Genomic DNA, 26,863 nt, shown 5'->3' on the forward strand with positions numbered 1-26,863 from the left:
AGCTACTCAACCAGACAACAAAAACAATCGGACACCCACGGGAAGTCCGCCTGGAGAACCGCAATGAGCCTGAATGCACTGGAGGCGAGCGCGAGCCCGTCCGTTAGCCACGACACCGAAAAAGCCCTGGTCAGCAAAGTTGCCTGGCGCCTGATGCCGCTGATCATGGTCTGCTACCTGTTCGCTTTTTTCGATCGCATCAACATCAGCTTCGCCAAGTTTCAGCTGCAGGCCGACCTGAGCCTGAGCGACACCGCGTACGGCCTGGGTGCCGGATTATTCGTGGTCGGTTATGTGATTTTCGAAGTGCCGAGCAACATGATGTTGTACAAGGTCGGCGCCCGGCGCTGGATCGCCCGGATCATGATGTCCTGGGGCCTGGCCACGGCGGCCATGGTGTTCGTCAACAGCGAATGGCAGTTCTACGTGCTGCGCTTCGTGATCGGCGCGATGGAGGCGGGTTTTGCCCCGGGCGTACTGTATTACCTGACCCTTTGGTTCCCGCAGCACTATCGCGGACGCATCACCTCGATGCTGTTCCTGTCGTCGGCGTTCGCCGGCCTTGTAGGCGCGCCGTTCTCGGGCCTGGTGCTGCAACACCTCGACGGCTTTCTGGATATGCGCGGTTGGCACTGGTTGTTCCTGCTCGGCGGCGTGCCGTGCATCGGCCTCGGATTGCTGGTGCTGACCCTGCTCAAGGACCGCATCGAAGACGCCCATTGGCTGACGCCTTCGGAGAAGACCTTGCTGGCCAGCCGCATCGCCCAGCATGAGCCGCACAAGAGCGGTGGCTCGTTGCTCGCCGCTCTGCGGATTCCGGGTTTCCTGACACTGGGGCTCATCTACTTCCTGATCCAGGTGGCGTCCTACGGGTTGAATTTCTGGGCACCGCAACTGATCCGCAGCGCCGGTACCGAAAGTCCGGTGATGATCGGCCTGCTGACCGCCATCCCGTACATCTGCGGCGCCATCAGCATGGTGGTGATCGGACGCCTGTCCGATGCTTCCGGCGAGCGGCGCAAGTATGTTGCCGGTCTGGTGGGCGTCGGTGCGGTCGGGTTCTTCTGTGCCGGGATCTTCGCCAGCCACACGACCTTCCTGATCGTCGCGCTGGGCCTGCTAGGTGCCGGGATCATCGCCTCCATCCCGAGCTTCTGGACCTTGCCGCCGAAACTGCTGGCCGGTGCCGGCGCGGGTGCAGCGGGCGGGATTGCGGTGATCAACACCCTCGGTCAGTTCGGCGGCATCGTCAGCCCGGTGATGGTCGGCCGGATCAAGGACCTGACCGGCAGCACCACGCCGGCGCTGTATGTCATTGGTGTCTGCGCATTGATCGCGGTGGCACTGTTGCTGTGGGGGTTGCCGCAGAAGTTGCGCACACTCGACAAGGCCTGAAATCTACGTTGCCAGATAAACCGCTTTCGCGAGCAAGCCCGCTCCCACAGTGACCGCATATCCCCTGTGGGAGCGGGCTTGCCCGCGAAGACTGACTGACAGCCGACATTTGACTGTCGGTTGTCCTCTCAACCCACCGTCGCCAAACCTTTGGCCGGCGCATCAAAAAACTGAATCAACACCACCCCGCCCATCAACAGCACCACCCCGAACACCTTGGGCAAGGTGACCTGCCGCTCCACCAGGCCAAACCAGCCGAAGTGATCCAGCAACAACGACGCCACCACTTGCCCCGCCAGCGCCAATGCCATGAACCCCGCGGCACCGAGCCTGGGCAGCAGCACCAATGCCAGGGAAATGAAGCACACCCCAAAAGCGCCACCCGCCCACATCCACAGCGGCGCCTTGCCGATAAAGGCCAGTGTTGGCAACGGCAAGCGCAGCGCAACGATGATCGGCAACAGCACGATAACGCTGACCAGCAACGAGGCGAGCGTCGCCCATAACGGATGGCCCAGCCCGCGCCCGAGGTTGACGTTGATCGCGCTCTGAAACGGCACCACCGCCCCGGCAATCATTGCCAGCACCACCAGACCGGCCCAATGCAACGTACTCATGATCGTTCTCCCACAGGTTTTGCTGGACTCTAGAGTATTCGTCGCGCAGATTTAAATTCCGTTTTGTTATCCAGAACATGCAGCAAATGAATGATCTTCGACGCATCGACCTCAACCTGCTGGTGATCCTCGACGCCTTGCTCACCGAGCAACACGTGACCCGGGCGGCCGAGCGATTGCACTTGAGCCAGCCAGCGGTCAGTCATGCGCTGGCGCGATTGCGCGACCTGCTCGGCGATCCGCTGCTGGTGCGCGCCGGAGCCGGCCTTGTACCGACGCCGCGAGCGCTGGAACTGGTGGCACCGCTGACCGAAGCCCTGGCCCAGGTGCAAGCGCTGCTGGCGCCGAACGCGTTTGATCCGGCCACCGCCAGGCGCACCTTCCGCCTGGCGATGTCCGACTATGGCGCCGCCATTGTCCTGCCGGGGCTGATCCGGACCTTGCGTCGCGAAGCGCCGGGCATTGACCTGCAAATCAGCCATGGCAGCCGCGAAAGCATGCTCGACGGCGTGCTCAACGGTGATATTGACATCGCCATGGGTGTGTTCCCGGAAATGCCCAATGAATTGCGCAGCACGCCGCTGTTCGAAGAGCACTACGCCTGCCTGGTGGACCGCAAAAGCCTGCCCGCCGACGGTATGCTCGACCTGCCCACCTACCTGGCTCGACCCCATGTGCTGCTGGAAATGCGCGGCAGCGGCACCCCGGAAATCGAGCGCGCGTTGACCGCAATGCGCGAACGTCGTCGTGTGGCTGTCAGCCTGCCGCACTGGAGCGTCGCTCCGGAGCTCATCAGCGGCACCGACCTGATTCTCACCGTTGCATCGCGAGGCTTGCGCGATATCGATCTGTCCTCACTGGTCGTCTTGCCACCGCCGTTCCAGATTCCGTCGTTTACCTTCGTACTGGTCTGGCACAAGCGGCGGGGCGGGGATCAGGCGTTGAATTGGTTGAGTCAGAGGATTGGGGGAGGGGATTGAACGCTACAGGCTTTTCTAAATTGCCTTTACCAATTGGAAGGTGGCAGGCGACGCGTATGAAAAATTCGTAGTATCTGAAGCCGACCTTGGCGAACCCGGTAGGGAATCAAATAGGGGTGATCAGCCATGATCCATTCCCGGGTGCCGGGTAAGCGTCCTTCACGACCCGTCGCTGGAAATCGGGCAAGGTGATCGACACTGGCGAGAATTGCCTGGACGAAATCTGCTGCAGCTTCAGGATTTTCGACGGCGATGTACGCGGCTTCGTCATCCAGATTCTTTAACGCCGTACGCAACCACTCAACGCGCATTCACCGTCCACTTGTCAGCCATTGCGTTCACTTCTTCTTGTGTCGCGAAGTCACCTTCATCGGCTTCTTTCAAGGCTTTCTGAATTTCCTCGATTTGCCACGCTTCACGGGCCAGGTATTCACGCAGTGCATCCACGGCCAGAAATGATTTGCTGCGGCCCGTCGCTTTAGCAAGACTCGCGAGGGTATCGGCGATTTCGTCTGGTATGCGCAGAGACATAACTGACATGGTGGTCTCGATGTAGTGGTTTGTAATACAACATACTACACCGTCATCCGAGGGGCGGGCACAGCCCGTTCGTCTGTCGAGATGTTTCAGTCGACAGGTAATGACCTGATATAGACTGGCCACCATTCACCCAGCAGTACACAAGGACTTCCCATGACCCCATCGCTACTAATGGCCGTGCTTGCCTCGGGATTTATCTACGGCATCACCCCGGGACCGGGCGTGCTGGCGGTGTTCGGCATTGGCGCGGCCCATGGGCGACGGGCCGGGGCGGGGTTTCTGTGCGGGCATTTGCTCGGCGATGTGGTGTGGTGCAGCACGGCGTTGATCGCGATTGTCGGTGCGCGGGAGATCGGCAGCACCGCGTTCGACGTGCTGGGGGTGCTCAGCGGCCTGTACCTGTTCTGGCTCGGCTGGCGCGCGGTGCGTGCCCGACGCAGCAATGGTGATACGCCACAGGGCCCGGCGCGGCAGCCGTTCTGGCATGGCATTCTGTTCGGCCTGACCAATCCCAAGGCTTATCCGGTGGCGGTGGCGACATTCACGGCGCTGTTGTCGAGCCGCGCGGAACTGCTCAACTGGTCAATGCTGCCGGCACTGATCGGCCTGAGCTTCGTCGGTGGATTGCTTGCCTACGCTATTCTCATCGGCATCGTTGGGGCACGGCGGGTGCGCACCTTGTATCAACGTCATGAACTGGCGATCACCCGGTTGTGCGGGGTAATGTTCATCGGCTTTGCCATCAACGCGCTGGTCCATGCGTTGCCGGGGCTGATGCCGAACAAGGCTTGAAAGTGATGACAGGGAAGCAAGGCCGACCGGGCAGGGATGATTGATGAGCGCTGCATTATCCGGACACCCACGCTGAACCATGGAAAACCGGAATTCCGCGCCACTGGCGAGCTATATCGATCTGTTGCTGGACGCCGTTTGTGCGGTGGACAAGCAGGGCCGCTTCGTCTTTGTCAGTGCGGCGTGCGAGCGCATTTTCGGCTACAGCGCCGATGAAATGATCGGTCAGCTGATGATCGACATGGTGCACCCCGCAGATCGCATGCGTACCCTCGATGCCGCCCGGGAAATCATGGGCGGCGAGCCCAAGCTCAACTTCGAAAACCGCTACCTGCGCAAGGATGGCCGTGTGGTGCACATCCTCTGGTCGGCACGTTGGTCCGAGGTCGACCAGTTACGCATTGCCGTGGCCCGCGACATCACTGAGCGCAAGCAGGCCGAATCCCGGCAGGCCGCGTTGTATGCGATATCCGAAGCGGCCCACGCGGCGGAGGATCTGCTGGCGTTGTTCAGGCGCATCCACATGATCATCGGCGAGTGGCTGCCGGCGCTGAATTTTTCCGTGGCGCTGTACGACGAGCACTGTGCGCAGTTGAATTTCCCTTATCACGTCGATGACCAGGAGCCACAACCCGAACTGCCCGGAACCATGACCGGGCAGGTGTGCACCGAAGTGATCCGCACGGGGCAACCGATCCTGTTGACCCCGGACCCGTGCACGCCGCCTGCCGGCTTCGGAGCGCTGATGACCGGGCAGAGCGCACCCTGTTGGCTGGGTGTGCCGCTGAACTCGCAGAACGGCACCATCGGCGCGTTGATCGTCAAAAGCGTTCCGGGCGGCGAGCGCTACACCGAGCAGGACAAGGAACTGCTGCAGTACGTCTGCGCCCAGGTCGCGACGGCCATCGAGCGCAAACAGCTGCACGCTCGCCTGCAACACATGGCCCAGTACGACCAACTGACCCAGTTACCCAACCGTGAGCTGTTGCGCGACCGCCTCAAGGCGTCATTGCAATTGGCCCGCATGGACGGCGGGCGCATGGCCCTGCTGTACGTCGACCTCGACCGCTTCAAGCAAGTCAATGACACCCATGGCCATGCGGTCGGCGACATGCTGCTGCAAGCGGTGGCCAACCGGCTCAAGGGCTGCGTGCGGGAAACCGACACCGTGGCCCGCATAGGCGGCGATGAATTCGTGGTGTTGCTGCACAGCATTCATGCCGCAGACGATACCGACATCGTGGTCGGAAAAATCCGTCAGGTCCTGGCCCGGCCCCTGCGTCTGGACGGGCACAACCTGAGCATCCATCCCAGCATCGGCGTCGCCCGATACCCCGATCACGGCACCGAAGAGAAGCAATTATTCCGGCATGCCGATGAGGCGATGTACTGCGCCAAACGTGAGCATCACCTGCGAATGGTCTGATAGGCCGTACACCGTTCGTCGTGCTGTCCACGTATTTTTCTAAACCTTTTGGCACGCGCAAATTCAGATTCTATGCGGGCGCCAGCTCGCCGCGACTACCACCAAGAGGAAGAGAATCATGCCTAATTCAAGAAACTCGAACTCGGGAAACTTCGCCAACGATCGAACGAAGGCCTCTGAAGCCGGTCGCAAGGGTGGGAAAACCACCACCACGACTGTCGATAAAGAACCTGCGAAACCCGATATGGGCCGCAAACCCGGACAGAAATCCAAGTAATGGATGCAGGTGGTTTTGATTGAGAAGCGGGGGCGCAAGCTCCCGTTTGAATTTGAAAAAGGAGGGCGCGACCATGAAACGGATGGCCACCCGATTATGTAATGCCAGTTTTGCCACGTTACTGGGCCTGTTTGCCAGCAACGTCTTTGCCCAGTCCCCCGCCGAATTCATCGACGATGCGTCGGCCCAAGGCATGGCCGACATCGAGGCCAGTCGCCTGGCACACCAGAAGTCCGAGTCCAAAGAGGTCAAGGACTACACCATCGTCGTCATCAACGACCGCACCACGGCGAACCAGCACCTGGCGAAAATCGCCAGACAACTGGATTTACCGGTAGCGCCACGCGAAGAAATTGTCGAAAAGGCCAAAGCCCTGATGCCGCAAGTCATGGAGGGGGCGACTTTCGATGAGGCCTATACGGCCAGCCAGGTGAAGACCACACAGCAAGCCATCGAACGGTTGCAGCAGGAAGCGCAGACCACCGACGTGCCGCAAATCAAGGCGTTCGCCGAAGAAACCCTGCCCAAATTGCAAAATCATCTGCAAATGGCCAAGGCCCTGCAAGCCAAAAGCTGATCATCAGCAATTCTTCAGGTTTTGCTGACCTTTTTCCTGGACGACGGTGCCGTCCAGGTCAATGGTCAGGCCTTCACCAAGGCTGCGGTAGTGCTTCCTCAGCTTCTCCAGCTCCTTGAGGTCCAGCGCTTCAAGCCCGAGCATCGCGTTCTGCGCCTCTTTCGTCACCCGAAGCAACTCATCGACCTTCAAATGCAAAATGTCCGTGTCACGGTTCTGTGTGTTCTGGATCAGGAACACCATCAGGAACGTGATGATGGTGGTCGAGGTATTGATGATCAGCTGCCACGTATCGTTGAAATGAAAAATCGGCCCGCTCAGCCCCCACAGACAAATCAGAGTGATCGCCCCCAGGAACGTCTTGGGGCTACCGGCCCAGAGGGCGAGTTTCTGCGCGATTTTTGCGAACTTCATGACCGTGTTCCTTATAGGGAGGACGCCTGAATTTGTGACAGCGACGGTGGGATGAAAATTCGGCTGGAGTTGCAACCCATTGAAGCAGGGGAGTGGGCGAGATCCGATTTCTCGGTGGGAATCTTCCTTTGTGTAGGTTTGTGTCTAGTATCAATGGCAGTCAATTTGCCAGCATGTGTTCATACGGATCGAAACCGAAAAAGAGGCTACTCATGGAATTCTTCGAAAAGTTAGCAAGTCTCGCTGCCAAAGTTCGTTTGCAGAGCTCAGCCATTCAAACGGAGGAAGCGACCAAGAATGCTTTTGTCATGCCTTTTATCAGCACGGTACTGGGCTACGACGTTTTCGATCCGACGGAAGTGACACCTGAATTCGTCTGCGATGTTGGAACGAAAAAAGGCGAGAAAATTGACTACGCAATCATGAAGGCTGGTGAGGTTCAGATCCTCATTGAATGCAAAAAAATTCGAGAGCCACTGCACATCAATCACGCCTCCCAGCTGTTCCGCTACTTTCATGTCACCAGCGCTCGAATCTCCATTCTCACCAATGGTCAGGTCTATAAATTTTTCACTGACCTGGACGCACCCAACAAAATGGACGAGAAGCCGTTTCTCGAACTCGACCTGCTGGATATCGACGAGTATTCCGTCCCAGAACTGGTGAAACTCACCAAGTCTGCATTCGATGTGGAGTCAATCATCAGCGCAGCAGGTGAGTTGAAGTACGTCAGCCAGATCAAAAAGGTGATTGCATCCCAGGTCAGCAAGCCTGACGACGATTTTGTGAAGGTGTTTGCTTCGCGGGTTTACGACGGGGTGATTACTCAAAAGGTCCGCGAGCAGTTCCATGAGCTGACGAGAAAGGCTGTGGTGCAGTTTCTCAATGACCAAATCAATGACAGGCTAAAGTCGGCTATGAGTGGTGCCATCCAGCCTGCGCTGGCCTCTTTACCGGTCGCTACTGGTGAAACTGAACAGACAGATGTTCGAGATGAATCAGAGGACAAGGTTCTGACGACATTGGAAGAGCTTGAGGGCTATCACATCGTCCGTGCCGTGGTTCGGTCGGTTGTTGATGCCAAGCGGATTGTTCAGCGCGACACACAGAGTTACTTTGGCATCCTGCTCGACGACAACAACCGTAAACCGATCTGCCGACTGCACTTCAACCGATCGCAGAAATACATCGGCATATTTGACGAAGAGAAGAATGAAACCCGGCATGCAATCAATTCCGTCGATGACATTTACGAGTACTCGGATCATTTGAAGAAAACTGTCGGGTATTACGATTAAGGCCCGTATCAAGTAAAAAAACCGGCTAATCACGCCGGTTTTTTTTTGAAACGCTTAGCGAAGATTCCCACCAAAAGTGGAATGGAGCAGAGCTTGTCAGTCGAGGTATCGTAGCGATCCGGTTGCTGGCCTCGGCCAGGACAACGCACCGACAGGAGAACGCAATGAGTTGGTCCGCCAAACAGTACGTCGCTTTTGAAGATGAACGCACCCGTCCCGCCCGTGACCTGCTGGCGGCCATCCCCGCCGGGGATGTGCGTTCGGCCATCGATATCGGGTGTGGCCCCGGTAACTCCACCGAGTTGCTGGTCGAGCGTTTTGCCAGCGCCACGGTCCGCGGCCTGGACAGTTCGACCGACATGATCGAGGCCGCACGCAAGCGCTTGCCGCAGGTGCAGTTCGACATCGCCGACATCGACACCTGGAACGACGCAGGCCCCTTCGATGTGATTTTCGCCAACGCAGTGTTGCAGTGGCTGCCCGATCACGCGGCGCTGTTTCCTTCACTGGTGAGTAAATTGGCACCGGGTGGCAGCCTGGCGATCCAGATGCCCGACAACCTGAATGAACCTTCGCACCGCTTGATGCGTGAAGTCGCCGCTGACGGTCCATGGGTCGGCAAACTGGCGGGCGCCGCCGGGCAGCGGACCGAGATGGCCGATGCCAGTGGTTATTACTCGATACTCAAGGCCTGTTGCTCACGCGTCGATGTGTGGCGCACCACCTACCATCATCCGCTCGCGGGCGGCGCGTCTGGCGTGGTTGAGTGGTTCAAGGGCAGTGGCTTGCGGCCGTTTCTGGAACCGCTGGACGAGGCGGAACGGGCGCAGTATCTGAAGCAATATCAGGTGGCTATCGAGCGGGCGTATCCGGCCTTGGCCGATGGTTCGGTGCTGTTGCCGTTTCCGCGACTGTTCATCGTCGCGACCCGCTGATGCGAAAAAGGGACAGTTGATGAGTATCTTCCGTCCCTCCCGGGAAACATGGATGGCGCAATACCTGTAGGAGCCGGCTTGCCGGCGATGGACTCGAGTGCGCCGCGTTTATCCAGTTCGCCCGCGTTATCGTTGAAGACCATCGCCAGCAGTCGAGCGTCGACCGGCTGCTCCTACTTCTTTTTCGAGCGTCGGGCGCTCAAGTATTCAAAAGCAAACGAGGCAAAGCCGAACAACCCGATCAATGAAATGATCATGATTCCCAACTCTGAATTGTGCATGTCGATCTCTGGGCGATGGATGAGCCGGGAGAATAAGGGATCTGTTTCCGGGCTCAACGCCGCGCTACGGTTTCTTTATTTGCCTGCCGGGATCTATACGCAAAAGATACGCGCGTGGCTCAGCGCTGGACGCCGACCAGCATCATCATCGGCCGCTCGCGCTCTTCGGCAAGCGCCGGTTGCGCCGCCACCTGGGCATCGCTCGGCCCCCATTCATTGACATTACGGATGCTGAAACCCGCTGCAATCAGCAGGTTGAGCAAGGTGCCAATGGTGCGATGCTGCTTGATCACGCCGGCAGCCAGCCAATTGGTGACGCGCTCGCCTTCACGCTGATAGCCGTCCACCGGCCAACCCTTGCGGCCCTCGGCATCGATGATCCAGCCAGGGTTGCGCGGTGCCATGAAGATCGGGTGCTCGATGGAAAACACGAACTGCGAACCGGGCTTGAGCGCCGCGTGGACATTGGCGAACAACCCCGGCAAGTCCTTGATGTAGTGCAGCGCCAGGGAGCTGTAGGCCAGGTCGAAACCGCCGACCGGCAGATCGAGGGCTTCCAGGTCGGCGCGCTCATAACGGATGTTTGATGCGACGGTGGTTTTGCGCGCCTGCTCCAGCATCTTTTGCGAAACATCCAGACCGAGCACGCTGTCAGCGCCTTGCTCACTGGCCCAACGACAAAACCAGCCGTAACCGCAACCGAGATCCACCACCTTCAGACCCTGCATGGGTGGCAGCATGGCCTTCAGCGCCGGCCATTCCGGCGCGGCATCGAGACCGCCGATGGAGCGGGCCATCTGGCTGTAGCCCTGGAAAAACTGAGGGTCGTCGTAGATGTTTTGGGTCATGTTCGGGTTGCTCTGTTGAGGTGTTCACATGATAAGTGAAGGCATCTGTGGCGAGGGAGCTTGCTCCCGTTGGACTGCGCAGCAGTCCCTGTTCGGGGTCGCTTCACGACCCAACGGGACGGTTCGGCGATCCGACAAGCTCCCTCGCCACAACAGCATGCGGCCCGGTGCAATCCTACGCCGGCTCTGCATCCATGCGTCGAGCGATCACATCCAGCACATCGCAACCATCGCGCAACGGCACGCAGCAGAGCAAGGCGAAGTCGCTCAGCACCAGGGTGTCAGAGGTCAGGTCGCCGCGCATTGCGAGGTTTTCGAGGAGCTGCGTTACCGCTCGGATGCGGTAACTGGCGGTGCTAAGCAGTGAGTGCAGAGGTTGTGTGGTGTTGACGAACAGTGAGGGCAAGTCGTCGGCATTGCTGGTTAAAGCCATGTATTCATTCATGAGTGATTACCATGTTGGAGGAGGATGCACCACTCAATCGTCGCCAAACAATAGGGTGGTAGCTGTACGCGGGTTGGCGAACCGGACCATGGTAAAACCGGCAGACCCGAAGGTCTCCCACGCGCAGCTACCAAAAAACAGGCAGCCAACTGCGTTCAAAAGCGCTCCGAGAAACTCTCGGAGGCTCCTGTACCACGGCATCGAGTCGCCAAACCCGATACGCCATTTGGGCGCGGTCGGACTATAGGTCTCATGACAAAGGCACAGCAATGCGCAAGTGTACGGACAATTCCCAGTGTCGTGTAGGACGTTGCTTTTTCTGGCGTTGATCGCCTGCATGCCTTTTAAAATCGGACTTTCACTCTGACTTTGGCGAGTACTTCGCCCAATCCCGCCCACAAAAAACCGGCCACTTGGGACCGGTTTATTCATGTCAAAAGCAAGGTTTTCAGCTCTGCTGCAACACCTTGATCGCTGCCGAGGCGAGAAAACCCGAACGGCTTTTCTCTTCCGGGTGATGCAGTACGTACTCATCAATCCGTTTGAGCAGGTAGCCCGGCAACGTGATGTTCAGCTTCTGGGCCTTGCCCAGATATTTGGTGACGTCGATGTCCACCAGTGCCCATGCACACCCGGCGTATTTTGGATTGGCTGCGTGCAGGGTCACTTTGTTGGCAGGGGGAATGGGCGAACCATCCTCAGCCAGAATCTCGAAGTGGCCTTCAATGGCTTCCCGTGCCATGGCCATCGCGTCATCCAGGTCTTCCCCAGCGGAAAAGCACCCCGGAATGTCGGGGACTTCCACGCCCCAAGCGTGTTGTTCGTCGCCCATTGAAATAGCGATTGGGTACAGCATGTTCATTGTCCTCCGCGGACGCTGGCGCGTCGGGCTCCTTAGAGCAGCGCCTGTTGCAAAATACTGATGGCCGTTTTCTTGAGCAGGTCTTTCTTTGGGTGAGGGACCGTCACCAGCCCGGGCTTGGTCGGATGCTTGAAGTGATGATGGCTGCCTCTGATTCGCACCAGATACCAGCCGTCCGCAACGAGTTGGCTTATCAAAAATCGGCTATTCACATCACCTCCCTGTGGTGTGCTTGTGGTTACTATACCTACTGAAATTCTGTAATCAACACTATAACCACCAAGCCATCATCGGCTTGGCGAACAAAGCGACAGGAATCGAGTCTAGAAGGGCTCTGCGGCAGAGGCCTTGGGCAAGCCTGCAATGACCTATTTTGTGTATTTCGAGGTTTTTCCGTAAATGCCTGCGAGTCCCGATGGCCACTAAAACTATACGAGCGCTTGGCCTGGCAGGTCGACTCTGCGCTGTTGCGAATGCAGGGTGAGCCTCGTGGCGCTACACGCCAACTGAGCTAATCTCTGGGCAGCAGGTGGGTATCCGACGAGAACAGCTCAACTATGAAAATATCGGTAAAGGCCATCGATTACCCAATAAGCGTTTTTAAAGCGGAATGGCCGAATTTAGTGTTGTGGGCTTTTTTGTTGTCACCGCTGATAGTTAGACTGATCACAAACCATCGATACTCGAAATTTGATTTGTTGGCCATATATACCGCTGCGATTTCAGTGTTGTGGCTTTTGGTGATTCGATTTGCGTCGTTCAATCAATTCAAAACACACGTCGTTCTGTTTCCGTTCTATTTGTTGGCGGTCGTCGATCTATTCCTTGTTCTGAATTTCAATGCGAGATTCACGGCGGCCTATGTGTTTATAGGTTTGAACAACTACAAGGAGGCCAGCGATTTTTTGTCGACTTATTGGCGGCCGCTTACCATCGTTTTGATAATATTCGTCGCTTGCTATGGGGCAGGACTCATAGGCTTGTATAAGCGTGAGTTGTATAAAAACAAGGGTTTTTTCGTTTTGGCCATTAGCGCATTGCTTTTGGGGTATGGTGCGTATTTTTATAAAACGGTCAAGGTCAATTCTTTCGGGAAACATGCGGTACTGGATCTCGTTGCAAAAGATCAAAGCACGCCCATCGGGTACTTGTCGCAAATAGGCCTCACGGCTCATCTGTATTTGCAATCAGAGCACTTTATCAAGCAGCGCCAGGAATCGGAGGTGAAAATAACCAGTGTTTCGAATGAGTCAAATATAGAGACTGTTGTTTTTGTAATCGGTGAGTCATCGCGGCCGCAAAATTGGTCTCTCTACGGATATGACAAGCAGACCACCCCAAATCTCGACAAGCTGGCAGGGATTTACAAGTTCAATCGCATGTGTACCACCGCCCCCTATACGGCGGTCGCTGTTCCCTCAATGCTCAGCCTTGAGCCCATATCGGATTGGAATGCGATTGCGTCAAAAAAATCCTTGGTGGGTATATATCGCGCAGCCGGTTACATGACCTATTGGTTGTCAGTGCAGGAAGTCGATAGTTTCGGCGGAATCATTCCGCAAATAGCAGCAGAGGCACAAAATTGGCAGTATTTTGAAAGGAGCTATGACGGAGTATTGATGCCGGAATATCAAAAAATATTAAACAAAGGCGATGCGCAAAAACAAGCCATATTTATCCATATCAAGGGCAGTCATTTCGATTACTCGCGCCGGTATCCAGAAGATTTCAAAAGATTCAAGCCGTCAACCAATAGCGCAAAAGATAAAATGATCGCAGAATATGATAATACCATCTTGTATACGGACTGGCTGTTAAGCTCAATTATTGAACAGTTGAGGTTGAGCAAAAAACCATCGGTATTGGTTTATTCATCGGATCATGGCGAAAATATCATGGATGATAGCCGAGGGTTGTTGGGTCATGGAATTGGCAATAAGTATGATCTGCCGGTTTCGTCGTTTGTCTGGGCATCCGATAATATTTCAGGCCAGCAAGCGCTCAAGCTTTCAAAGTTGAAGGAGAGGGAGAATCAAAGAGTTAGCATTTCGTCCTTGTCGCATACACTTTTAAATTTCACTGGTGTTCTCACGAGTGAATATAGGAGTGCGGATGATTTGCTTAGCAATGATTTTGTGACGTCGAAATGTCCATACCTGCTCGGCACAGGGTATGTTCCATCGTTTGATTTTGATGCACTTTAAACCGGCCAGATCGCTTTCCGACGGGGGCAGCATGAAGTGGCGTGGCGGGTATGGCGAGGGGAAGATTTGGTATGCCGCTTGATGGTGAGACTGAACGTCCCCCAATGTGGCCCTCAGCTCGTTGACGATGCGTACAGGCGCAGCTGAAAGCCTTGAAAATAGTGGAGCGGGTGAAGGGAATCGAACCCTCGTTATCAGCTTGGGAAGCTGGAGTAATGCCATTATACGACACCCGCTCAGAGCGGCTGACTTTGTACCAGATACGCGCGGAGATTTGAAGTTTTTCTTTGCCCCAGATGGCTTTAGCGCAGGTGAAACGATGCATGGACCGCATGACGGTCGATCGCGGGCAAGCCTCGCGCCTGCAGAATACGTTTGATTCAGCAGGGCGGGGCTTGCTCGCGATGACTCTGTTTCAGAGTGCCAATGCATGGTGGTCCTGGACGTAGTGGTAACGCGGTCGGCTATCGTGCTGGGCCGGTTTCAGGAACCCCATCAGTGCGTTGCGGCTGTCTCGGCAGGCGGCTTTGTGTTCCATGTCGAGAAAGTGGCCGGTGGCCTGAAGGGTCGTGAAGGTGGCGTGTTGCACGTGGTTGGCGAACAACCGCGCGCCATCGGCGGCGGTGTACTCGTCCCATTCGCCGTTCATGAACAGTACCGGCACGTTGATTTTTTCCGCCGCTTTGAAAAAGCATTGGCGATCGCTGTGCAGAAGGTCGCTGATGTGGAAGTGCATCTGCCCGTATTCATGATCGGCCAGGCTGCTGACGTGCCGATAGTTGAAGCGCTTGAACAGGGTCGGCAGGTGTTTGCCGATGGTGCTGTTCACCAGGTTGCCGACCCGGTCGCCATCCCGGCTGCCGAGGTAATCGACGCCGCGCTCGAGGTAGTCGAGCATGTGCGCGTTGATCTCCGGGGAGAACGAACTGATCACGGCTTTTTCGATGCGCCGTGGCCGTTGGGCCAAGGCGACCAGGGTCGCGGCGCCACCCCAGGAAAACGACAGCACGTGTTCGGCGGCGAAGTGGTCGATCAGCTCCAGGAGGATCTGCCCTTCGACTTCCTTGGTCAGCAATTTCTCGTGCAGGTTGTGGGCTTTTGACCGGCCTGCATAGGGCTGGTCGTAGCAGACGACGTTGAACTGCGGATGGAGGTTTTTCACGGTTTGTGCAAACGACGCAGTCGTGGCCATCGAGCCGTTGACCAGGATAATGGTCTTCTCTGCGGCGTCTGCGCGATAGAACTCCGTGTAAACCCGATACTGACCCTGTATATCCAACACAGCGATTTCTGGCCTCATGTCATAAGACTCCTGGCAAGCGGGTATGCGCGCAATAGAGATTGCACGAGCTTTGTGACAGGTAGGCATACGCCTGGAATTTGAGAGGCCCATGTCGATCCAATGCAGTCCGGTCGACGGGTATTGTTATTGGCGGGCAGTCTGCCGGGTGAGGCCGGAACCCTTGGGTTCCTACCGGCAAAAAGTTTCTTAGAAGTATGAGGTGACTCATCGGTCACATTTCGGCCGACGTCCTGATTCAAGCAGGGGTCACGTCATCGCGCAAGTGCCATTGGTAAATTGTTCGACAACTTCTGCTCAGCGGTCGCCTGCTTAGATCAATCCGATCTCTTCATCGCTCAGTGGGCGGTATTCGCCCGGTTTCAACGCATCGTCGAGCGCCAACGGGCCCATGCGTTCGCGGTGCAGGCGCATCACCTTGTTGTTGAAGTGGCCGAACATGCGCTTGACCTGGTGATAACGGCCTTCGACGATGCTCAGGCGCGCGCTTTTCGGCCCGAGCAGTTCCAGCCCGGCGGGTTGCGTGGTGAGGTCTTCGAAGGCGAAGTACAGCCCTTCGTTGAACTTGATCGCGTATTCAGGGCCGATGTCCTGTTCGGTTTCGACGTAATAGACCTTGGGCAGTTTGGTCTGCGGTTGGGTCAGGCGCCGCGACCAGCTGCCGTCGTTGGTGATCAGCATCAGGCCGGTGGTGTTGAAGTCCAGGCGCCCGGCGATGTGCAGTTCGTCCTTGTCCGGCTCATGGATCAAATCAAGTACGGTCGGGTGCTGTGGATCCCGGGTGGCGCTGACGCATCCGGCGGGTTTGTGCAGCATGAAATGGCGCAGGGGTTTGCCGACTTGCAGCACGTCGCTGTCGACTTCGACCCGGCTGAACTCGCGGACTTCACTGTGCGGGTCGCTGACGACTTTCCCGTCGATCCTGACGCGTTTTTCCACCAGCAACAGGCGCACCTGCTTACGGTTGAAGCACGGCAGGTTGCTGAGGAATCGGTCGACACGCATGACTTAGGGATCAGTGAAGAAAGGGCCGCGCATCTTACTTGATCGATTCGGACGCTGCTTGCAACTGCGCCTCGACCTCGGCGCAGCGCGGGCACATGCAGGAGGCGTTGCGCAGTTGCGCCGGCAGCGCCTGGAGCACGGCCGGGTCGATGCTGACGCCGTAGCACCAGCAGGCGCGGTCGGCGGTTCGCGGGTCGGCCAGGGTACAGTCGTTGGGTGCGCCGCAGGCGGGGCAGAGGTCAGGCTGGTTCATGGATGGAGTGAGCCATTTCCACGCAGGTTCGGTTACGGCCACTTTGCTTGGCCCGGTACATCGCATGATCCGCCCGTGACAGCAGGGTGTGCAAGGTGTCATCGGGCTGCAGGGTGGTCAGGCCGATGCTGACGGTCACTTGCAAGATCTGGCCATTGTAGGTGTAGCGCTGTTGCTCCACGTATTGACGAATTTTCTCGGCAATTATCAGACCGGTGTCACCATCGGTGTCCTTGAGCAGCACGATGAACTCTTCACCGCCCCAGCGACAGACGATGTCGGAGTGCCGCAGGCAGCTCTTCAGATCCTGGGCAAAGCCATTCAATACCTGATCGCCGGCCAAGTGGCCATAAGTGTCGTTCAACACCTTGAAACGGTCGAGGTCCAGCAGCAAGGCGGTCAGCGGTTTGGGCTCGCGCCGGGCTTCTTGCATGGCCTGTATGGCCAACAGGTCGAAGCCGCGACGGTTGGGCAGTTCGGTCAGGCTGTCGAGGGTGGCCTGGGCCTGGATCCTGTCCTGAAAGCGCCTGATGACCTGGTTGAGCAGGGCCAGCACGGTCAGCGTGACCAGCAGGCAGATCAGCAGGTTGAGGTACAGCGACTGGCGGATTTCACCCAGGGCGCTGTCCTCGCGTTTGTCGACGAACAGGTACCAGTTCAGCTCCGGGATGAACCGCACATTGAGGAAGTGCCCCTGGCCCTGCACGGAATATTCGTAGCTGCCGCTATGGGGTTTTGGCAGCCGGTTGACCAGGTCCTTCATGCTGTCCAGCTCACCGAGTTTCTGCCCGATGCGCGCACCTTGCGGACCGCCTTCGGCACCTGTCAGTACGAGGCGTCCGAAGTTGTCGACGAAGTACACGCTGCGTTGATAACGCTGCTGGTACTTGTCGATCAGCTTGATCACGGCGTCGACGGTCAGGCCAACCCCGGCTGCGCCGATGAACCGGGCGTTGTAGTCGTAGACCTTGTAGTTGATGAAAAAGGTCAGGTTGTCCTTGTTGGCCAGGTCCGGGTCGACGTTGATTTCGTACGGATCCTTCATGTCCCGCACGCGGAAATACCAGGCGTCGCGGGGCTCGGTGGCCTTGACCTGCTTGAGCACACCCTTGGCGTGGTAGTAAGTCAGGCTGGTGTTGGAGACGAAAAAGGCGGTGTAGGCACCGTAGTGGGTCATGACCTCGTTGAGGTAACGGGTCATCTGGTCGGAATCCTTTTCACCGTTGACCACCCAGTCGCGCATGAAGGTGTCGCGGGCCATCATCGAGGAGATCAGGATCGGCCTGACCAGGTCTTTCTGGATTTCCGAGTAGACCGTGTCCGAGGTCAGCGGCAGTTCGGTGTTGACGATATTGTCGCGGATCGAGGCCCGGGAGGCGTAGTAACTGAGAAAGGAGGTGGCGAGGAAGCCTGCGCCCAGCAATGCGACCAGCGTGAGCACCAACGAGCGTTGAGAGTACAGCGGCGAGCGAAGCAGCATGGCAATTCCATTGGCAGTCATCCGATGGCTAGCATTCTAAGGGTACTGCCGGGAAATAACTGCCCCATATGCGCCGCGAATGGTCGCTCCCATGGATTACTCGCCGTCCTTGTAGGAGCTGCCGCAGGCTGCGATCTTTTGACTCTGCTCTCTATTAATCCTTGAAAGAGCAAAATCAAAAGATCGCAGCCTGCGGCAGCTCCTACGGGAGGTGGGTCAGGGGAGGGTTTTCAGGTACATCCGCCAGCCGCCGAAATGACTGATGTTCACCGCACCCTCCAGCCCGTACGCCTCGCAGATAAACCCGCTCTCCCAGCGGCCGTCGGCCAGTTGCACCTTGCCCAGTCCCAGCGGTGCCGGAATCCCGGTCAGGAACGAACCCAGTTCTCGGCTGGGCAACTCCCAGACTTCCACCGCAATCGCCACGCCGCCATCCTTCACGCGGACCATGCCTGGACGCAACGGCGGGCCGCCGGCCAGGGCATGGAGTTGATAATCCGGCGAGCTGAAGGTCGTTTCCAGCAACCGGGCGCCGCGCTGCCTGAGCTGCCAGTTCAACGCCAGCCCGTCCAGGTGCGCGCCGCAGACCACCAGCCGCGCCCGATCATGGCGGGCTACCGGCGCCGGTGCAGGAGCGGCCAGGCCTTGCTGGCGCTGCAAGGCATCCGCCACGCTCAACAGATACTGATCGGTGAAGGCCCGGCCAAACAAAGTCACGCCCCATGGCAGGCCGTTGTCCATGAACGCGCTGGGTACGGCGACGGCGGCGTAGTCGAGCAGGTTCATGAAGTTGGTGTAGTAGCCGAGGTCCGAATTGCGCAGTACCGGTTCGGCCTTGAGTTCCGCCAGCGACACCGGGCGGCCGATGGTGGGCGTGACGACACAATCGAGGCCTTCCAGCGCCGTGTCGCACAGTGCCTTGAGCGCTTGCAGCCGGTATTGGGCACGGAAGGTCTGCACGCCGTCGACGGCGGGTGCCTTGGCCAATACAGCGCGAATCACCGGCAACACGGCCTCGGGGTTTTGTGCCATCAACTCCCCGGCCACGCTGTAGCGCTCGGCCACCCACGGGCCTTCATAGAGCAAACGTGCGGCCTCCAGAAACGGCGACAGATCAAGCTCCACCGCTTCGCCACCCAAGGCCTTGAGACGGTCGATGGCATCACCGAACAACAATGGGCCTTCAGGGCAGCCAAAGAATTGCAGGTCCTGTGCACGTGGCACGCCGAACCGGAACGGCCGTGGCGTGCCGAACGCCGAGCCGTCGTTCCACAGCGGGTTGCTGCGGCTGTATTCGTCCCGTGGGTCGAGGCGTGCGGTGAGCGCCAGCAACCGGCTGGCCTCCCGCGCGGTGGCGGTGAACGTAGTGACGCAATCGAGCGTACGACAGGCCGGTACCACGCCGGCCGTCGAGATCAGGCCCTTGGTGGCTTTCATGCCGACCAGGTTGTTCAACGCCGCCGGCACGCGCCCGGAGCCGGCGGTGTCGGTACCCAGGGAAAAACTCGCGACCCCGAGCGCCACCGCCAGCGACGATCCGGCGCTGGAGCCGCCCGACGGATACTCCGGTAACACGCTGTTGGGGCATGCGCCATAAGGTGAGCGGCTGCCGTTGAGCCCGGTGGCGAACTGGTCGAGATTGGTCTTGCCCAACGGAATCGCACCCAGGGCCAGCAGTTGTTCGACGATGGTCGCCGAACGCTCCGGCACGTAGGCAAATGCCGGGCACGCCGCCGTGGTCGGAATGCCCGCCAGGTCGATGTTGTCCTTGATCGCGAATGGCACGCCGTACAGCGGCAGGCTGTCGAGGTCGCGACCCTCGAGGGCGGCGAGGTACGGCTCCAGTTCATCGACACTGAGCAAGTGGATGAACAGGTGATAGTCCGGATTCAGCGCGGCGGCTTTGTCCCGCAGGTTCGTCAGCAATTGCCGGGGGGTGAGGCTGCCGTCGCGGTAGGCGCTGCGCAGGGCGTCGAGTTGCAGGTTGATATTCATGGTGTCAGTCCTTTTCAAAATGGGTTCAATCAAGTTCCAGCACCACGACGCGCTGTCCGGCGCGCACCGCCGAACCCGGTTGCACGCGCACCTCGCGCACCACGCCGGCCATGGGGGCGAGCAGGGGGATTTCCATCTTCATCGACTCCAGGATCACCAGCACATCACCGGCCGCGACGCGCTTGCCGGCCTCGACCTGAACCTGCCAGAGGTTGCCGGCGATGTGGCTGTCGACGCTCTGTTGACCGCTGGCCAGCGGCGCCTCTTCGGTCGTCTCCGGGGCCGGTTCTTCACTGTCGAAATGCGCCTGGCCGCTGGCGATCCAGCGTTCACGCTCGGCATTGAACGCGCCTTTTTGCTGCTCGCGAAACGCGCCGATGGTCTCGGCTTCCTGCGTCAGAAACCCCTGGTAATCCGCCAGGTTCAACTGACTGTGTTCGATGTTCAGGTGGAAGCGCCCGAGGGGGAAATCCTGGCGAATGCGCAGCAATTCATCGGCGCTGACCGGGTAGAAACGGATCTGGTCGAAAAACCGCAGCAACCATGGCTTGCCATCGAACGCGGCGACTTCGCGGTAGCGGTTCCACATCTGTAGCGTGCGCCCGACAAACTGATAACCGCCGGGGCCTTCCATGCCGTAGACGCACATGTACGCGCCACCGATGCCCACCGAGTTTTCCGCGGTCCAGGTGCGCGCCGGGTTGTACTTGGTCGTGACCAGGCGATGGCGCGGATCGAGCGGGGTGGCGACCGGCGCGCCGAGGTAAACGTCGCCCAGGCCCATCACCAGGTAACTGGCGTCGAACACCGTGCGTTGCACTTCATCGAGGTTCGGCAGGTCGTTGATGCGCCGGATGAACTCCAGGTTGCTCGGGCACCAGGGCGCGTCCTTGCGCACTGTGGTCATGTACTTTTCGATGGCCAACTGGCACGCGGGGTCATCCCAGGACAGTGGCAGATGGACGATGCGCGAGGGTACTTGCAGGTCCTTGGCGGCGCACACGGCGTCCCATTCGCCGGCGACGATGCCGAGCAGGTCGGCCAGTGACATTTGTTCGGGTTGATAGTGGACTTGCAGTGAGCGGATGCCTGGCGTCAGGTCGATCACGCCGTGCAGGTGTTGGCTTTCCAGGGCTTGCATGAGGGCGTGGGCGCGGAAGCGCAGGACCAGGTCCAGTTCGGGGGCGCCGATTTCCAGCAGTAAATGCGTGTCGCCCGACAGTCGTGCAACCAGCCGCGTATCTCCCTGACCGATATCCAGCACCACAGGCGACACCATCCCCTGTGGGAGCTGGCTTGCCAGCGATGAAGTTGATGCGGTGTCTGGTCGGGCCTCATCGCTGGCAAGCCAGCTCCCACAGGTATCCCATTTGCGGGCGAGATCGCGGGCGGTTTTGATATCGACCGGGATGAATTGCACTTTGTCCCCGGCCTTCAGTTGCCCCAACTGCCAAAGATCCGCCTCGATCACCGTCACCGGGCACACGAACCCGCCAAGGCTTGGGCCATCCGGGCCGAGGATGACCGGCATGTCCCCGGTGAAATCCACCGCACCAATCGCATACGGATTGTCGTGAATGTTCGACGGATGCAAACCCGCCTCCCCACCGTCGGCCCGCACCCATTCCGGCTTCGGCCCGATCAGGCGCACACCGGTGCGGCTGGAGTTGAAATGCACTTCCCACTGGGTGGCGAAGAAGGTGCCGATGTAGTTTTCGGTGAAGTATTCCGGCGCACCGTGGGGGCCGTAGATCACGCGAATCTGCCGAACTGCCGGCAACTCGGTGACCTGCTCTTCAGCCAGTTGCTGACCGGCGCTGCGGTCATTCAGCTCCGGCAGGTGCAATACGTCACCGGCCCGCAAGGCGCGGCCACCGTGCCCGCCAAATTGCCCCAGGGTGAAGGTGCTTTTGCTGCCCAGGTAATCCGGTACCTGCAGGCCGCCACGCAGGCACAGATAACTGCGCGCGCCCGCGCCGGCGATGGTGCCGAGGCTCAAGCAGGCGCCTGCCGGAACCACCAGCGCAGTGTTCATCGGCACGCTTTGACCGTCGAGCAGCAATGGAATCACCGCCCCGGTCACCGCCACCACCGCCTCGCAATTGAAGCGCAGCAACGGCCCGCTCATGGTGATTTCCAGCGCCGCCGCGCCTTCCTCGTTGCCCAGCAAACGGTTACCCAGGCGCAGCGCTCGACTGTCCATCGGCCCTGAAGGCGGCACGCCGACCGCCCAGTAACCGAGGCGCCCCGGATAATCCTGAACACTGGTTTGCGTACCGGCGCTGAGTACCTCGAACGTGTTGGCCTGATAGACCAGGCCTTCCAGGCAACGGGTCCACGGCTGGCCGCTGGCGAAAGGCGCATCAACCAGAATCTGCCGCAGGTAATCGCGGTTGGTTTCCACCCCGTAGAGCAGGCTGGCACCCAGCGCTTGATGCAGATCCTCAGTGGCCTCTTCGCGCGTCGGCGCCCAACTGATGACCTTGGCGATCATCGGGTCGAAGTAGGGCGGGATCTCGCAGCCCGCTTCGACCCAGGTGTCGATGCGCAGTCGTTTGCCATCGGCGTCAGGGAAATTCACCGCCGTGAGCAAACCGGGGCTTGGCTGGAAATCACGCCCCGGATCCTCGGCATACAACCGCGCCTGAATCGCATGACCCTGCGGCTTCAAACCCTGTACCAGATCGCTCAGTGGCGGCAGCTCACCGGCCGCCAGTTGTACCATCCAGCGCACCAGGTCGACGCTCCACACCTGTTCGGTGACGCCGTGTTCTACCTGCAAACGGGTGTTCACTTCCAGGAAATAGAAGCGCTGGGCTTCGCTGTCGAAGACGAACTCCACGGTGCCGGCGCTGCGGTAGTTCACCGCTTTGGCCAGTTTGATCGCCGCCGCGCACAGGTCATCGGCCATGCCCGCGGGCAGGTTCGGTGCCGGGGTTTCCTCGAGGACTTTCTGGTTGCGCCGCTGCACCGAACAGTCGCGTACGCCAAGGGCGATCACTTCGCCGCGACCGTCGCCGAACACCTGCACTTCCAGGTGACGGGCGCGCTGGATGTACTTCTCGATGAACACCCCGGCGTCGCTGAAATTATTCTGGCCCAGGCGTTTGACCGCTTCGAAGGATTCGCTCAACTCGGCCGCGCTGCGGCACACGCGCATGCCGATGCCGCCACCGCCGGCGGTGCTCTTGAGCATTACCGGGTAGCCGACCTGTTCACCGGCGATCAGTGCGGCGTCGAGGCTCTCGAGCAACTCGGTGCCTTCAAGCATGGGCACACCCTGTTGTTTGGCCAGGGCGCGGGCGGTGTGCTTGAGACCGAACACCCGCAGTTGTTCCGGTGTCGGGCCGATGAAGGCGATGTCGGCGGCTTCGCAGGCTTCGGCGAATGTGGCGTTTTCCGAGAGGAAGCCGTAACCGGGATGGACCGCGGTGGCGCCGCTGGCTTTGGCAATGGCGAGGATTTTATCGACCGCCAGGTACGTGCCGGCGGCGGCGCCTTCACCGAGGCTGTGCGCCTCGTCGGCCTGCAGGATGTGCAGGCTGGCCGCGTCGGCTTCGGAGTAAACGGCGACACCCTGCACGTGCAGTTCACGCAAGGTCCGCAGGATGCGGCAGGCAATGGCGCCACGGTTGGCAATCAGGACTTTTTCGAACATGGCATAACCCCCGGAGGCGATTGCGCATCAGCCCCGACTGGGATGCGGGCCGTCCCGCAGTTTTTCGAAATGCACCCGGGTCGTCCCGGATGACTGAAACGCCCCCCTGTAGGAGCTGCCGAAGGCTGCGATCTTTTGATTTTGTTTTTAAGATCAGGATCAAAAGATCGCAGCCTGCGGCAGCTCCTACAGGGGTGGTTATTTAATGCATTGGCCTGAACGGGCCTGGCACAGGGTGAACAGCCAGCGGCGCAAGCGCGCGAGTTTCAGTTCCATACCAGTAGCTCCGCAGGGGTCGGGTTGTAGGCGTTGCACGGGTTGTTCAGTTGCGGGCAGTTGGAGATCAGCACGATCACGTCCATCTCGGCGCGCAGGTCGACGTACTTGCCCGGCGCGGAAATCCCGTCTTCGAAGGTCAGGCCACCGTCAGCGGTAACCGGTACGTTCATGAAGAAGTTGATGTTCGGTCCGATGTCGCCCTTGCCCAGGCGTCCGTCGTGGACACAGGCGCGCAGGTAGTTGTCGCGGCAGCTGTGCATGTAGCGCTTCTCCAGGGCGTAGCGCACGGTGTTGCTCTCTTGCGCACAGGCGCCGCCGAGGGTGTCGTGACGCCCGCACGTGTCGGCGACTATGGTCAGCATCGGTTTGCCGAGGTTGGAATACAGCACGCTGCCGGTGCTCAGGTACACGCTGTTCTGCCGGCGCAACGTGCGCTGCACGTCGTAGCGCTCCCTGGGATTGGCGACGCTGTAGAACAAGGTGTCGACGGCCTGATTGCCTTCCAGATCGAGGATGCGCAGGGTCTGGCCGGCCTTGACCTCCATCAGCCAGGGTTCGCCGGCGGGGATGGTGGCGCGGTAGATCGCGGTGTCTGGTTGCCTGCTTGTGTGAACGGCAGCGGTAGCGATTGCGAGTGACATGGCAGCGATCCTCAGGCGAACAGACGGTCGGTGTTGATAAAGCCGCGCTCGTTTTCCGGGCGCGAGGTGCGGCAGTGTTCGGCGACGCTGGCGTCGGCGTTCATCCAGCTGAGCTTCAGTGGTTTCGGCGCGTATTCCGGCGACGGGTCCATCGGATGCTGCAGGGCGGTGAGCACCACCAGGGTGTCCATCGGTGCGTACAACTCGATGTAGTCGCCAGCCTTGGAATTGCCCTCGACGAAATGGAAGCGCCCGGCGTCATCGACGTTCACGCGGCTGAACAGGTTGAGGGTCATCAGCAGGTCGGACAGGCCCAACCCCCACTTGCCCAGTTCCACCAGCAGGTTGTCGGTGCCGTTGCGGAAGAAGCCGTTGCGCAGTTCCTGGTAGCGGCCCGCGCCGTATTTTTCTGCCACTTCTTCGGCGCAGAGCACGCCGCCCAGGCTGTCGCTCCAGCCGCAGGTGTCGGCAGTGATGGCGGCCAGCACACGGCCCATGTCCGAGTACAGGCAATGGCTGGCGGTGAGCTTGGCGGTGTGTTGGCATTTGAGGCTGTCGGGCAGGTTCAGGCGCTCGGTTTTTTCATTGGCGTTGAGCAATGTCAGGCTGACGTTGGCGCCGCCGCGCAGGTCGGTCAGGCGCAGCAATTGGCCGCGCTTGAGCACGAAGGAACGATGGCCGCCGCCGGGGAGCATTTCTTCGGCGAAGGGCGGGAACAGCTGAGTCGAATCAGTCATTGTGAAAAATCCTCTAAGCGATACGAAGCGTGCCCGCCACCGGCAGCGGCAGGGCGTCGACGGCTCTGCACTGGGCGCGGCGGTCGCTGTTCAAAGGGATGTCGTAGGTGATGCGTGCGCCATAGCGACCGGGCGCATGCGGGTCGAGACGGACCTTGTCGAACACCAGCAGGCGGGTGCCGAGGCTGAAGCCTTCGGACAGGTCATGGGTGACCATGAACACCGTCAGCCGGGTCTCGCGCCACAGCTCCAGGAGCAAAGCGTGCATGTCTTTGCGGATGCCCGGATCGAGGGCGCCGAAGGGTTCGTCGAGCAGCAATACACGCGGCTTCATGATCAGCGCCTGGGCGATGGCCAGCCGTTGTTGCATGCCGCCGGAGAGCTGCGCCGGGTACTTGTCCAGCGAATGGCCGAGGCCGACCTTGTGCAGCAGCACCGAGGCCTGTTCGCGGGCCTCTTTTTTAGCGCTGCCGAACAGGCGCCCGAGCAAGGGCGAGCGCGGCAGTTCGAGGCCGAGGGCGACGTTGTCCAGCACGCTCAGGTGCGGGAACACCGAGTAGCGCTGGAACACCACGCCACGGCTGGCGTCCGGTTCACCGGCCAAGGGCTGGCCGTCGAGCAGGATCTCGCCGCGACTGGCACGTTCCTGGCCGAGCAGCAGGCGCAGGAAGGTCGATTTGCCGCAGCCGGACGCACCCACCAGTGTGCAGAACTCACCCTCGTTGACGTTCAGGTTGAGGCCTTCGAGCACCACTTGATCGGCGTATTGTTGCCAGACGTTTTTAACGGTGATGAAGCTCATTTGGCGGCCCCCTCATACCAGGGGAACGCACGCAGGGTCAGGCGTTTAAGGCCCCAATCCATCAGCCAGGCGAGCAGGGTGATCCACACCACGTAGGGCAAGATCACGTCCATCGCCAGGTAGCGGCGCACCAGGAAGATCCGGTAGCCAAGGCCGTCGGTAGAGGCGATGGCCTCGGCGGCGATCAGGAACAGCCATGCCGAGCCGAGCATCAGGCGCAGCGAGATCAACAACCGTGGGAGCAGTTGCGGCAGCACCACCCGCAGCATCAGGGTCCAGGTTGACGCGCCGAGGGTCTGGGCCTTGATCAGCAGTTCCACGGGAATCTCCTGGGCACGCTGTTCCAGGTCCCGGGCCAGCGCCGGGGTGATACCGATGACGATCAGCATCACTTTCGACAATTCCCCCAGGCCGAAGACGATGAACAGGATCGGCAGGATCGCCAGCGGCGGCACCATCGACAGCACCGTCAGCAAGGGTGACAACGGCGCACCGAACAGCGGCAGGGTGCCGGCGGCGATGCCCAGGCACAGCCCGGCCAGGGCGCTGATGCCCAGGCCGATGGCCAGGCGTTGCAGGCTGGATGCCGTGTCCTCCCAGAGCAGGTAGTCGCCGGTGCGGGTGTCGGCCACGAAGGCCAGGCGTTTCACCGCATCGGTCATCTGCACGGCGCTGGGCAGCAGCTTGTCGTTGGGGTTGTCCGCCAGTCGCTCGGCCGAGCCCATGAAATAGGCGAACAGCACCAGGGCGAAGGGCAGGATCACCAACAACAGGCGACTCGGGCGGTCCGGGTGACGGTTGATCAGGCGCATGGCCGGTTCT

The 26,863-nt window shown here is 59.5% G+C and carries 27 protein-coding genes and 1 tRNA gene; 9 read left to right on the top strand and 19 right to left on the bottom strand.

Translation table 11 applies throughout. The annotated features are described in order from the left end of the window. The first annotated feature begins 63 nt into the window (after positions 1–63). Entirely contained in the window at positions 64–1,395 is a 1,332-nt protein-coding gene (locus tag ACEN83_RS06225) for an MFS transporter (RefSeq protein WP_495579781.1), read from the top strand. A gap of 128 nt (positions 1,396–1,523) precedes the next feature. Here ACEN83_RS06225 and ACEN83_RS06230 read toward each other — a convergent pair whose 3' ends face one another. Further along, positions 1,524–2,012, bottom strand: coding sequence for a DMT family transporter (locus ACEN83_RS06230; RefSeq protein WP_495579782.1), 489 nt, complete (start codon positions 2,010–2,012; stop codon positions 1,524–1,526). A 77-nt stretch (positions 2,013–2,089) separates the two neighbouring features. Here ACEN83_RS06230 and ACEN83_RS06235 point away from each other — a divergent pair, with 77 nt between their 5' ends. After that, complete coding sequence (locus tag ACEN83_RS06235) at positions 2,090–2,992, top strand: LysR family transcriptional regulator (RefSeq protein WP_495579783.1); 903 nt, start codon at positions 2,090–2,092, stop codon at positions 2,990–2,992. 26 nt (positions 2,993–3,018) lie between these two features. Here ACEN83_RS06235 and ACEN83_RS06240 read toward each other — a convergent pair whose 3' ends face one another. Both ACEN83_RS06240 and ACEN83_RS06245 read right to left on the bottom strand, forming a co-directional pair. Then, entirely contained in the window at positions 3,019–3,303 is a 285-nt protein-coding gene (locus ACEN83_RS06240; RefSeq protein WP_495579784.1) for a type II toxin-antitoxin system RelE/ParE family toxin, read from the bottom strand. Continuing rightward, positions 3,293–3,532: a CopG family ribbon-helix-helix protein gene (locus tag ACEN83_RS06245; RefSeq protein WP_495579785.1), complete on the bottom strand. Its 240-nt coding sequence runs from the start codon at positions 3,530–3,532 to the stop codon at positions 3,293–3,295. The genes ACEN83_RS06240 and ACEN83_RS06245 overlap by 11 nt, the downstream gene beginning before the upstream one ends. 153 nt (positions 3,533–3,685) lie before the next feature. Between ACEN83_RS06245 and ACEN83_RS06250 the strand changes: the two genes are divergently transcribed. The 4 genes from ACEN83_RS06250 to ACEN83_RS06265 all read left to right on the top strand — a co-directional run bounded on the left by ACEN83_RS06250 (position 3,686) and on the right by ACEN83_RS06265 (position 6,604). Further along, positions 3,686–4,324: a LysE family translocator gene (locus tag ACEN83_RS06250; protein ID WP_007976782.1), complete on the top strand. Its 639-nt coding sequence runs from the start codon at positions 3,686–3,688 to the stop codon at positions 4,322–4,324. A gap of 79 nt (positions 4,325–4,403) precedes the next feature. Continuing rightward, positions 4,404–5,750 (top strand): sensor domain-containing protein, encoded by a 1,347-nt coding sequence (locus ACEN83_RS06255; RefSeq protein ID WP_495579786.1) that lies wholly within the window; start codon positions 4,404–4,406, stop codon positions 5,748–5,750. Positions 5,751–5,868: 118 nt separating this feature from the next. After that, complete coding sequence (locus tag ACEN83_RS06260; protein ID WP_007976786.1) at positions 5,869–6,027, top strand: KGG domain-containing protein; 159 nt, start codon at positions 5,869–5,871, stop codon at positions 6,025–6,027. Between the two features lie 73 nt (positions 6,028–6,100). Continuing rightward, positions 6,101–6,604, top strand: coding sequence for a DUF4142 domain-containing protein (locus tag ACEN83_RS06265; RefSeq protein WP_495579787.1), 504 nt, complete (start codon positions 6,101–6,103; stop codon positions 6,602–6,604). Between the two features lie 3 nt (positions 6,605–6,607). On the opposite strand, the gene ACEN83_RS06270 is transcribed toward ACEN83_RS06265, so the two are convergent. Then, entirely contained in the window at positions 6,608–7,018 is a 411-nt protein-coding gene (locus ACEN83_RS06270) for a low affinity iron permease family protein (RefSeq protein WP_102699020.1), read from the bottom strand. 212 nt (positions 7,019–7,230) lie between these two features. Between ACEN83_RS06270 and ACEN83_RS06275 the strand changes: the two genes are divergently transcribed. Then, positions 7,231–8,316, top strand: coding sequence for a type I restriction endonuclease (locus ACEN83_RS06275; protein WP_495579788.1), 1,086 nt, complete (start codon positions 7,231–7,233; stop codon positions 8,314–8,316). 164 nt (positions 8,317–8,480) lie between these two features. Further along, positions 8,481–9,251: a trans-aconitate 2-methyltransferase gene (gene tam / locus ACEN83_RS06280; RefSeq protein WP_495579789.1), complete on the top strand. Its 771-nt coding sequence runs from the start codon at positions 8,481–8,483 to the stop codon at positions 9,249–9,251. Between the two features lie 400 nt (positions 9,252–9,651). Here the strand turns inward: tam and ACEN83_RS06285 are convergent, their stop codons facing one another. From ACEN83_RS06285 to ACEN83_RS06300, 4 genes are all read right to left on the bottom strand, one after another. After that, positions 9,652–10,380 (bottom strand): class I SAM-dependent methyltransferase, encoded by a 729-nt coding sequence (locus tag ACEN83_RS06285; protein WP_495579790.1) that lies wholly within the window; start codon positions 10,378–10,380, stop codon positions 9,652–9,654. Positions 10,381–10,555: 175 nt separating this feature from the next. Continuing rightward, the gene (locus ACEN83_RS06290) at positions 10,556–10,825 is read right to left on the bottom strand and encodes a short-chain dehydrogenase (protein WP_495579791.1); all 270 of its coding nucleotides are present in this window, start codon (positions 10,823–10,825) and stop codon (positions 10,556–10,558) included. 448 nt (positions 10,826–11,273) lie between these two features. Next, positions 11,274–11,681: a type II toxin-antitoxin system HicB family antitoxin gene (locus ACEN83_RS06295; protein ID WP_495579792.1), complete on the bottom strand. Its 408-nt coding sequence runs from the start codon at positions 11,679–11,681 to the stop codon at positions 11,274–11,276. A 38-nt stretch (positions 11,682–11,719) separates the two neighbouring features. Continuing rightward, the gene (locus ACEN83_RS06300) at positions 11,720–11,899 is read right to left on the bottom strand and encodes a type II toxin-antitoxin system HicA family toxin (protein ID WP_077184214.1); all 180 of its coding nucleotides are present in this window, start codon (positions 11,897–11,899) and stop codon (positions 11,720–11,722) included. A gap of 345 nt (positions 11,900–12,244) precedes the next feature. Here ACEN83_RS06300 and ACEN83_RS06305 point away from each other — a divergent pair, with 345 nt between their 5' ends. Further along, positions 12,245–13,891, top strand: a complete 1,647-nt coding sequence (locus ACEN83_RS06305) for a phosphoethanolamine transferase (protein WP_495579793.1) — start codon at positions 12,245–12,247, stop codon at positions 13,889–13,891. Between the two features lie 162 nt (positions 13,892–14,053). Here ACEN83_RS06305 and ACEN83_RS06310 read toward each other — a convergent pair. The 11 genes from ACEN83_RS06310 to ACEN83_RS06360 all read right to left on the bottom strand — a co-directional run bounded on the left by ACEN83_RS06310 (position 14,054) and on the right by ACEN83_RS06360 (position 26,853). Continuing rightward, positions 14,054–14,127, bottom strand: a tRNA-Gly gene (locus ACEN83_RS06310). A gap of 179 nt (positions 14,128–14,306) precedes the next feature. Beyond that, the gene (locus ACEN83_RS06315; RefSeq protein WP_007979844.1) at positions 14,307–15,191 is read right to left on the bottom strand and encodes an alpha/beta fold hydrolase; all 885 of its coding nucleotides are present in this window, start codon (positions 15,189–15,191) and stop codon (positions 14,307–14,309) included. A 312-nt stretch (positions 15,192–15,503) separates the two neighbouring features. Then, positions 15,504–16,196, bottom strand: coding sequence for a pseudouridine synthase (locus tag ACEN83_RS06320; protein WP_495579794.1), 693 nt, complete (start codon positions 16,194–16,196; stop codon positions 15,504–15,506). Positions 16,197–16,230: 34 nt separating this feature from the next. After that, positions 16,231–16,449: a cysteine-rich CWC family protein gene (locus ACEN83_RS06325; RefSeq protein ID WP_495579795.1), complete on the bottom strand. Its 219-nt coding sequence runs from the start codon at positions 16,447–16,449 to the stop codon at positions 16,231–16,233. Beyond that, positions 16,436–17,929 carry a sensor domain-containing diguanylate cyclase gene (locus tag ACEN83_RS06330; RefSeq protein ID WP_495579796.1) on the bottom strand — a complete coding sequence of 498 codons (1,494 nt, stop codon included), beginning with the start codon at positions 17,927–17,929 and terminating at the stop codon, positions 16,436–16,438. The genes ACEN83_RS06325 and ACEN83_RS06330 overlap by 14 nt, the downstream gene beginning before the upstream one ends. A 216-nt stretch (positions 17,930–18,145) precedes the next feature. Further along, positions 18,146–19,924: an allophanate hydrolase gene (atzF, locus tag ACEN83_RS06335; protein ID WP_495579797.1), complete on the bottom strand. Its 1,779-nt coding sequence runs from the start codon at positions 19,922–19,924 to the stop codon at positions 18,146–18,148. 25 nt (positions 19,925–19,949) lie between these two features. Further along, positions 19,950–23,582, bottom strand: a complete 3,633-nt coding sequence (gene uca, locus ACEN83_RS06340) for an urea carboxylase (RefSeq protein ID WP_495579798.1) — start codon at positions 23,580–23,582, stop codon at positions 19,950–19,952. Positions 23,583–23,848: 266 nt separating this feature from the next. After that, complete coding sequence (locus ACEN83_RS06345; protein ID WP_495579799.1) at positions 23,849–24,502, bottom strand: urea amidolyase associated protein UAAP2; 654 nt, start codon at positions 24,500–24,502, stop codon at positions 23,849–23,851. An 11-nt stretch (positions 24,503–24,513) separates the two neighbouring features. Further along, the gene (locus ACEN83_RS06350; RefSeq protein ID WP_495579800.1) at positions 24,514–25,239 is read right to left on the bottom strand and encodes an urea amidolyase associated protein UAAP1; all 726 of its coding nucleotides are present in this window, start codon (positions 25,237–25,239) and stop codon (positions 24,514–24,516) included. A 13-nt stretch (positions 25,240–25,252) separates the two neighbouring features. Beyond that, positions 25,253–26,041 (bottom strand): ABC transporter ATP-binding protein, encoded by a 789-nt coding sequence (locus ACEN83_RS06355; RefSeq protein WP_116580227.1) that lies wholly within the window; start codon positions 26,039–26,041, stop codon positions 25,253–25,255. Next, positions 26,038–26,853, bottom strand: coding sequence for an ABC transporter permease (locus tag ACEN83_RS06360; RefSeq protein WP_495579801.1), 816 nt, complete (start codon positions 26,851–26,853; stop codon positions 26,038–26,040). Before ACEN83_RS06360 ends, ACEN83_RS06355 begins: the two co-directional genes overlap by 4 nt. Positions 26,854–26,863 lie beyond the last annotated feature (10 nt).

It is taken from the genome of Pseudomonas sp. Pseusp49 (genome assembly GCF_059491875.1).

Bases quoted from the DNA above. Each gene is read 5' to 3' on its own strand.
- ACEN83_RS06225 (WP_495579781.1), top strand. From the start codon at position 64: ATGAGCCTGAATGCACTGGAGGCGAGCGCGAGCCCGTCCGTTAGCCAC.
- ACEN83_RS06230 (WP_495579782.1), bottom strand. From the start codon at position 2,012: ATGAGTACGTTGCATTGGGCCGGTCTGGTGGTGCTGGCAATGATTGCC.
- ACEN83_RS06235 (WP_495579783.1), top strand. From the start codon at position 2,090: ATGCAGCAAATGAATGATCTTCGACGCATCGACCTCAACCTGCTGGTG.
- ACEN83_RS06240 (WP_495579784.1), bottom strand. From the start codon at position 3,303: ATGCGCGTTGAGTGGTTGCGTACGGCGTTAAAGAATCTGGATGACGAA.
- ACEN83_RS06245 (WP_495579785.1), bottom strand. From the start codon at position 3,532: ATGTCAGTTATGTCTCTGCGCATACCAGACGAAATCGCCGATACCCTC.
- ACEN83_RS06250 (WP_007976782.1), top strand. From the start codon at position 3,686: ATGACCCCATCGCTACTAATGGCCGTGCTTGCCTCGGGATTTATCTAC.
- ACEN83_RS06255 (WP_495579786.1), top strand. From the start codon at position 4,404: ATGGAAAACCGGAATTCCGCGCCACTGGCGAGCTATATCGATCTGTTG.
- ACEN83_RS06260 (WP_007976786.1), top strand. From the start codon at position 5,869: ATGCCTAATTCAAGAAACTCGAACTCGGGAAACTTCGCCAACGATCGA.
- ACEN83_RS06265 (WP_495579787.1), top strand. From the start codon at position 6,101: ATGAAACGGATGGCCACCCGATTATGTAATGCCAGTTTTGCCACGTTA.
- ACEN83_RS06270 (WP_102699020.1), bottom strand. From the start codon at position 7,018: ATGAAGTTCGCAAAAATCGCGCAGAAACTCGCCCTCTGGGCCGGTAGC.
- ACEN83_RS06275 (WP_495579788.1), top strand. From the start codon at position 7,231: ATGGAATTCTTCGAAAAGTTAGCAAGTCTCGCTGCCAAAGTTCGTTTG.
- tam (WP_495579789.1), top strand. From the start codon at position 8,481: ATGAGTTGGTCCGCCAAACAGTACGTCGCTTTTGAAGATGAACGCACC.
- ACEN83_RS06285 (WP_495579790.1), bottom strand. From the start codon at position 10,380: ATGACCCAAAACATCTACGACGACCCTCAGTTTTTCCAGGGCTACAGC.
- ACEN83_RS06290 (WP_495579791.1), bottom strand. From the start codon at position 10,825: ATGAATGAATACATGGCTTTAACCAGCAATGCCGACGACTTGCCCTCA.
- ACEN83_RS06295 (WP_495579792.1), bottom strand. From the start codon at position 11,681: ATGCTGTACCCAATCGCTATTTCAATGGGCGACGAACAACACGCTTGG.
- ACEN83_RS06305 (WP_495579793.1), top strand. From the start codon at position 12,245: ATGAAAATATCGGTAAAGGCCATCGATTACCCAATAAGCGTTTTTAAA.
- ACEN83_RS06315 (WP_007979844.1), bottom strand. From the start codon at position 15,191: ATGAGGCCAGAAATCGCTGTGTTGGATATACAGGGTCAGTATCGGGTT.
- ACEN83_RS06320 (WP_495579794.1), bottom strand. From the start codon at position 16,196: ATGCGTGTCGACCGATTCCTCAGCAACCTGCCGTGCTTCAACCGTAAG.
- ACEN83_RS06325 (WP_495579795.1), bottom strand. From the start codon at position 16,449: ATGAACCAGCCTGACCTCTGCCCCGCCTGCGGCGCACCCAACGACTGT.
- ACEN83_RS06330 (WP_495579796.1), bottom strand. From the start codon at position 17,929: ATGCTGCTTCGCTCGCCGCTGTACTCTCAACGCTCGTTGGTGCTCACG.
- atzF (WP_495579797.1), bottom strand. From the start codon at position 19,924: ATGAATATCAACCTGCAACTCGACGCCCTGCGCAGCGCCTACCGCGAC.
- uca (WP_495579798.1), bottom strand. From the start codon at position 23,582: ATGTTCGAAAAAGTCCTGATTGCCAACCGTGGCGCCATTGCCTGCCGC.
- ACEN83_RS06345 (WP_495579799.1), bottom strand. From the start codon at position 24,502: ATGTCACTCGCAATCGCTACCGCTGCCGTTCACACAAGCAGGCAACCA.
- ACEN83_RS06350 (WP_495579800.1), bottom strand. From the start codon at position 25,239: ATGACTGATTCGACTCAGCTGTTCCCGCCCTTCGCCGAAGAAATGCTC.
- ACEN83_RS06355 (WP_116580227.1), bottom strand. From the start codon at position 26,041: ATGAGCTTCATCACCGTTAAAAACGTCTGGCAACAATACGCCGATCAA.
- ACEN83_RS06360 (WP_495579801.1), bottom strand. From the start codon at position 26,853: ATGCGCCTGATCAACCGTCACCCGGACCGCCCGAGTCGCCTGTTGTTG.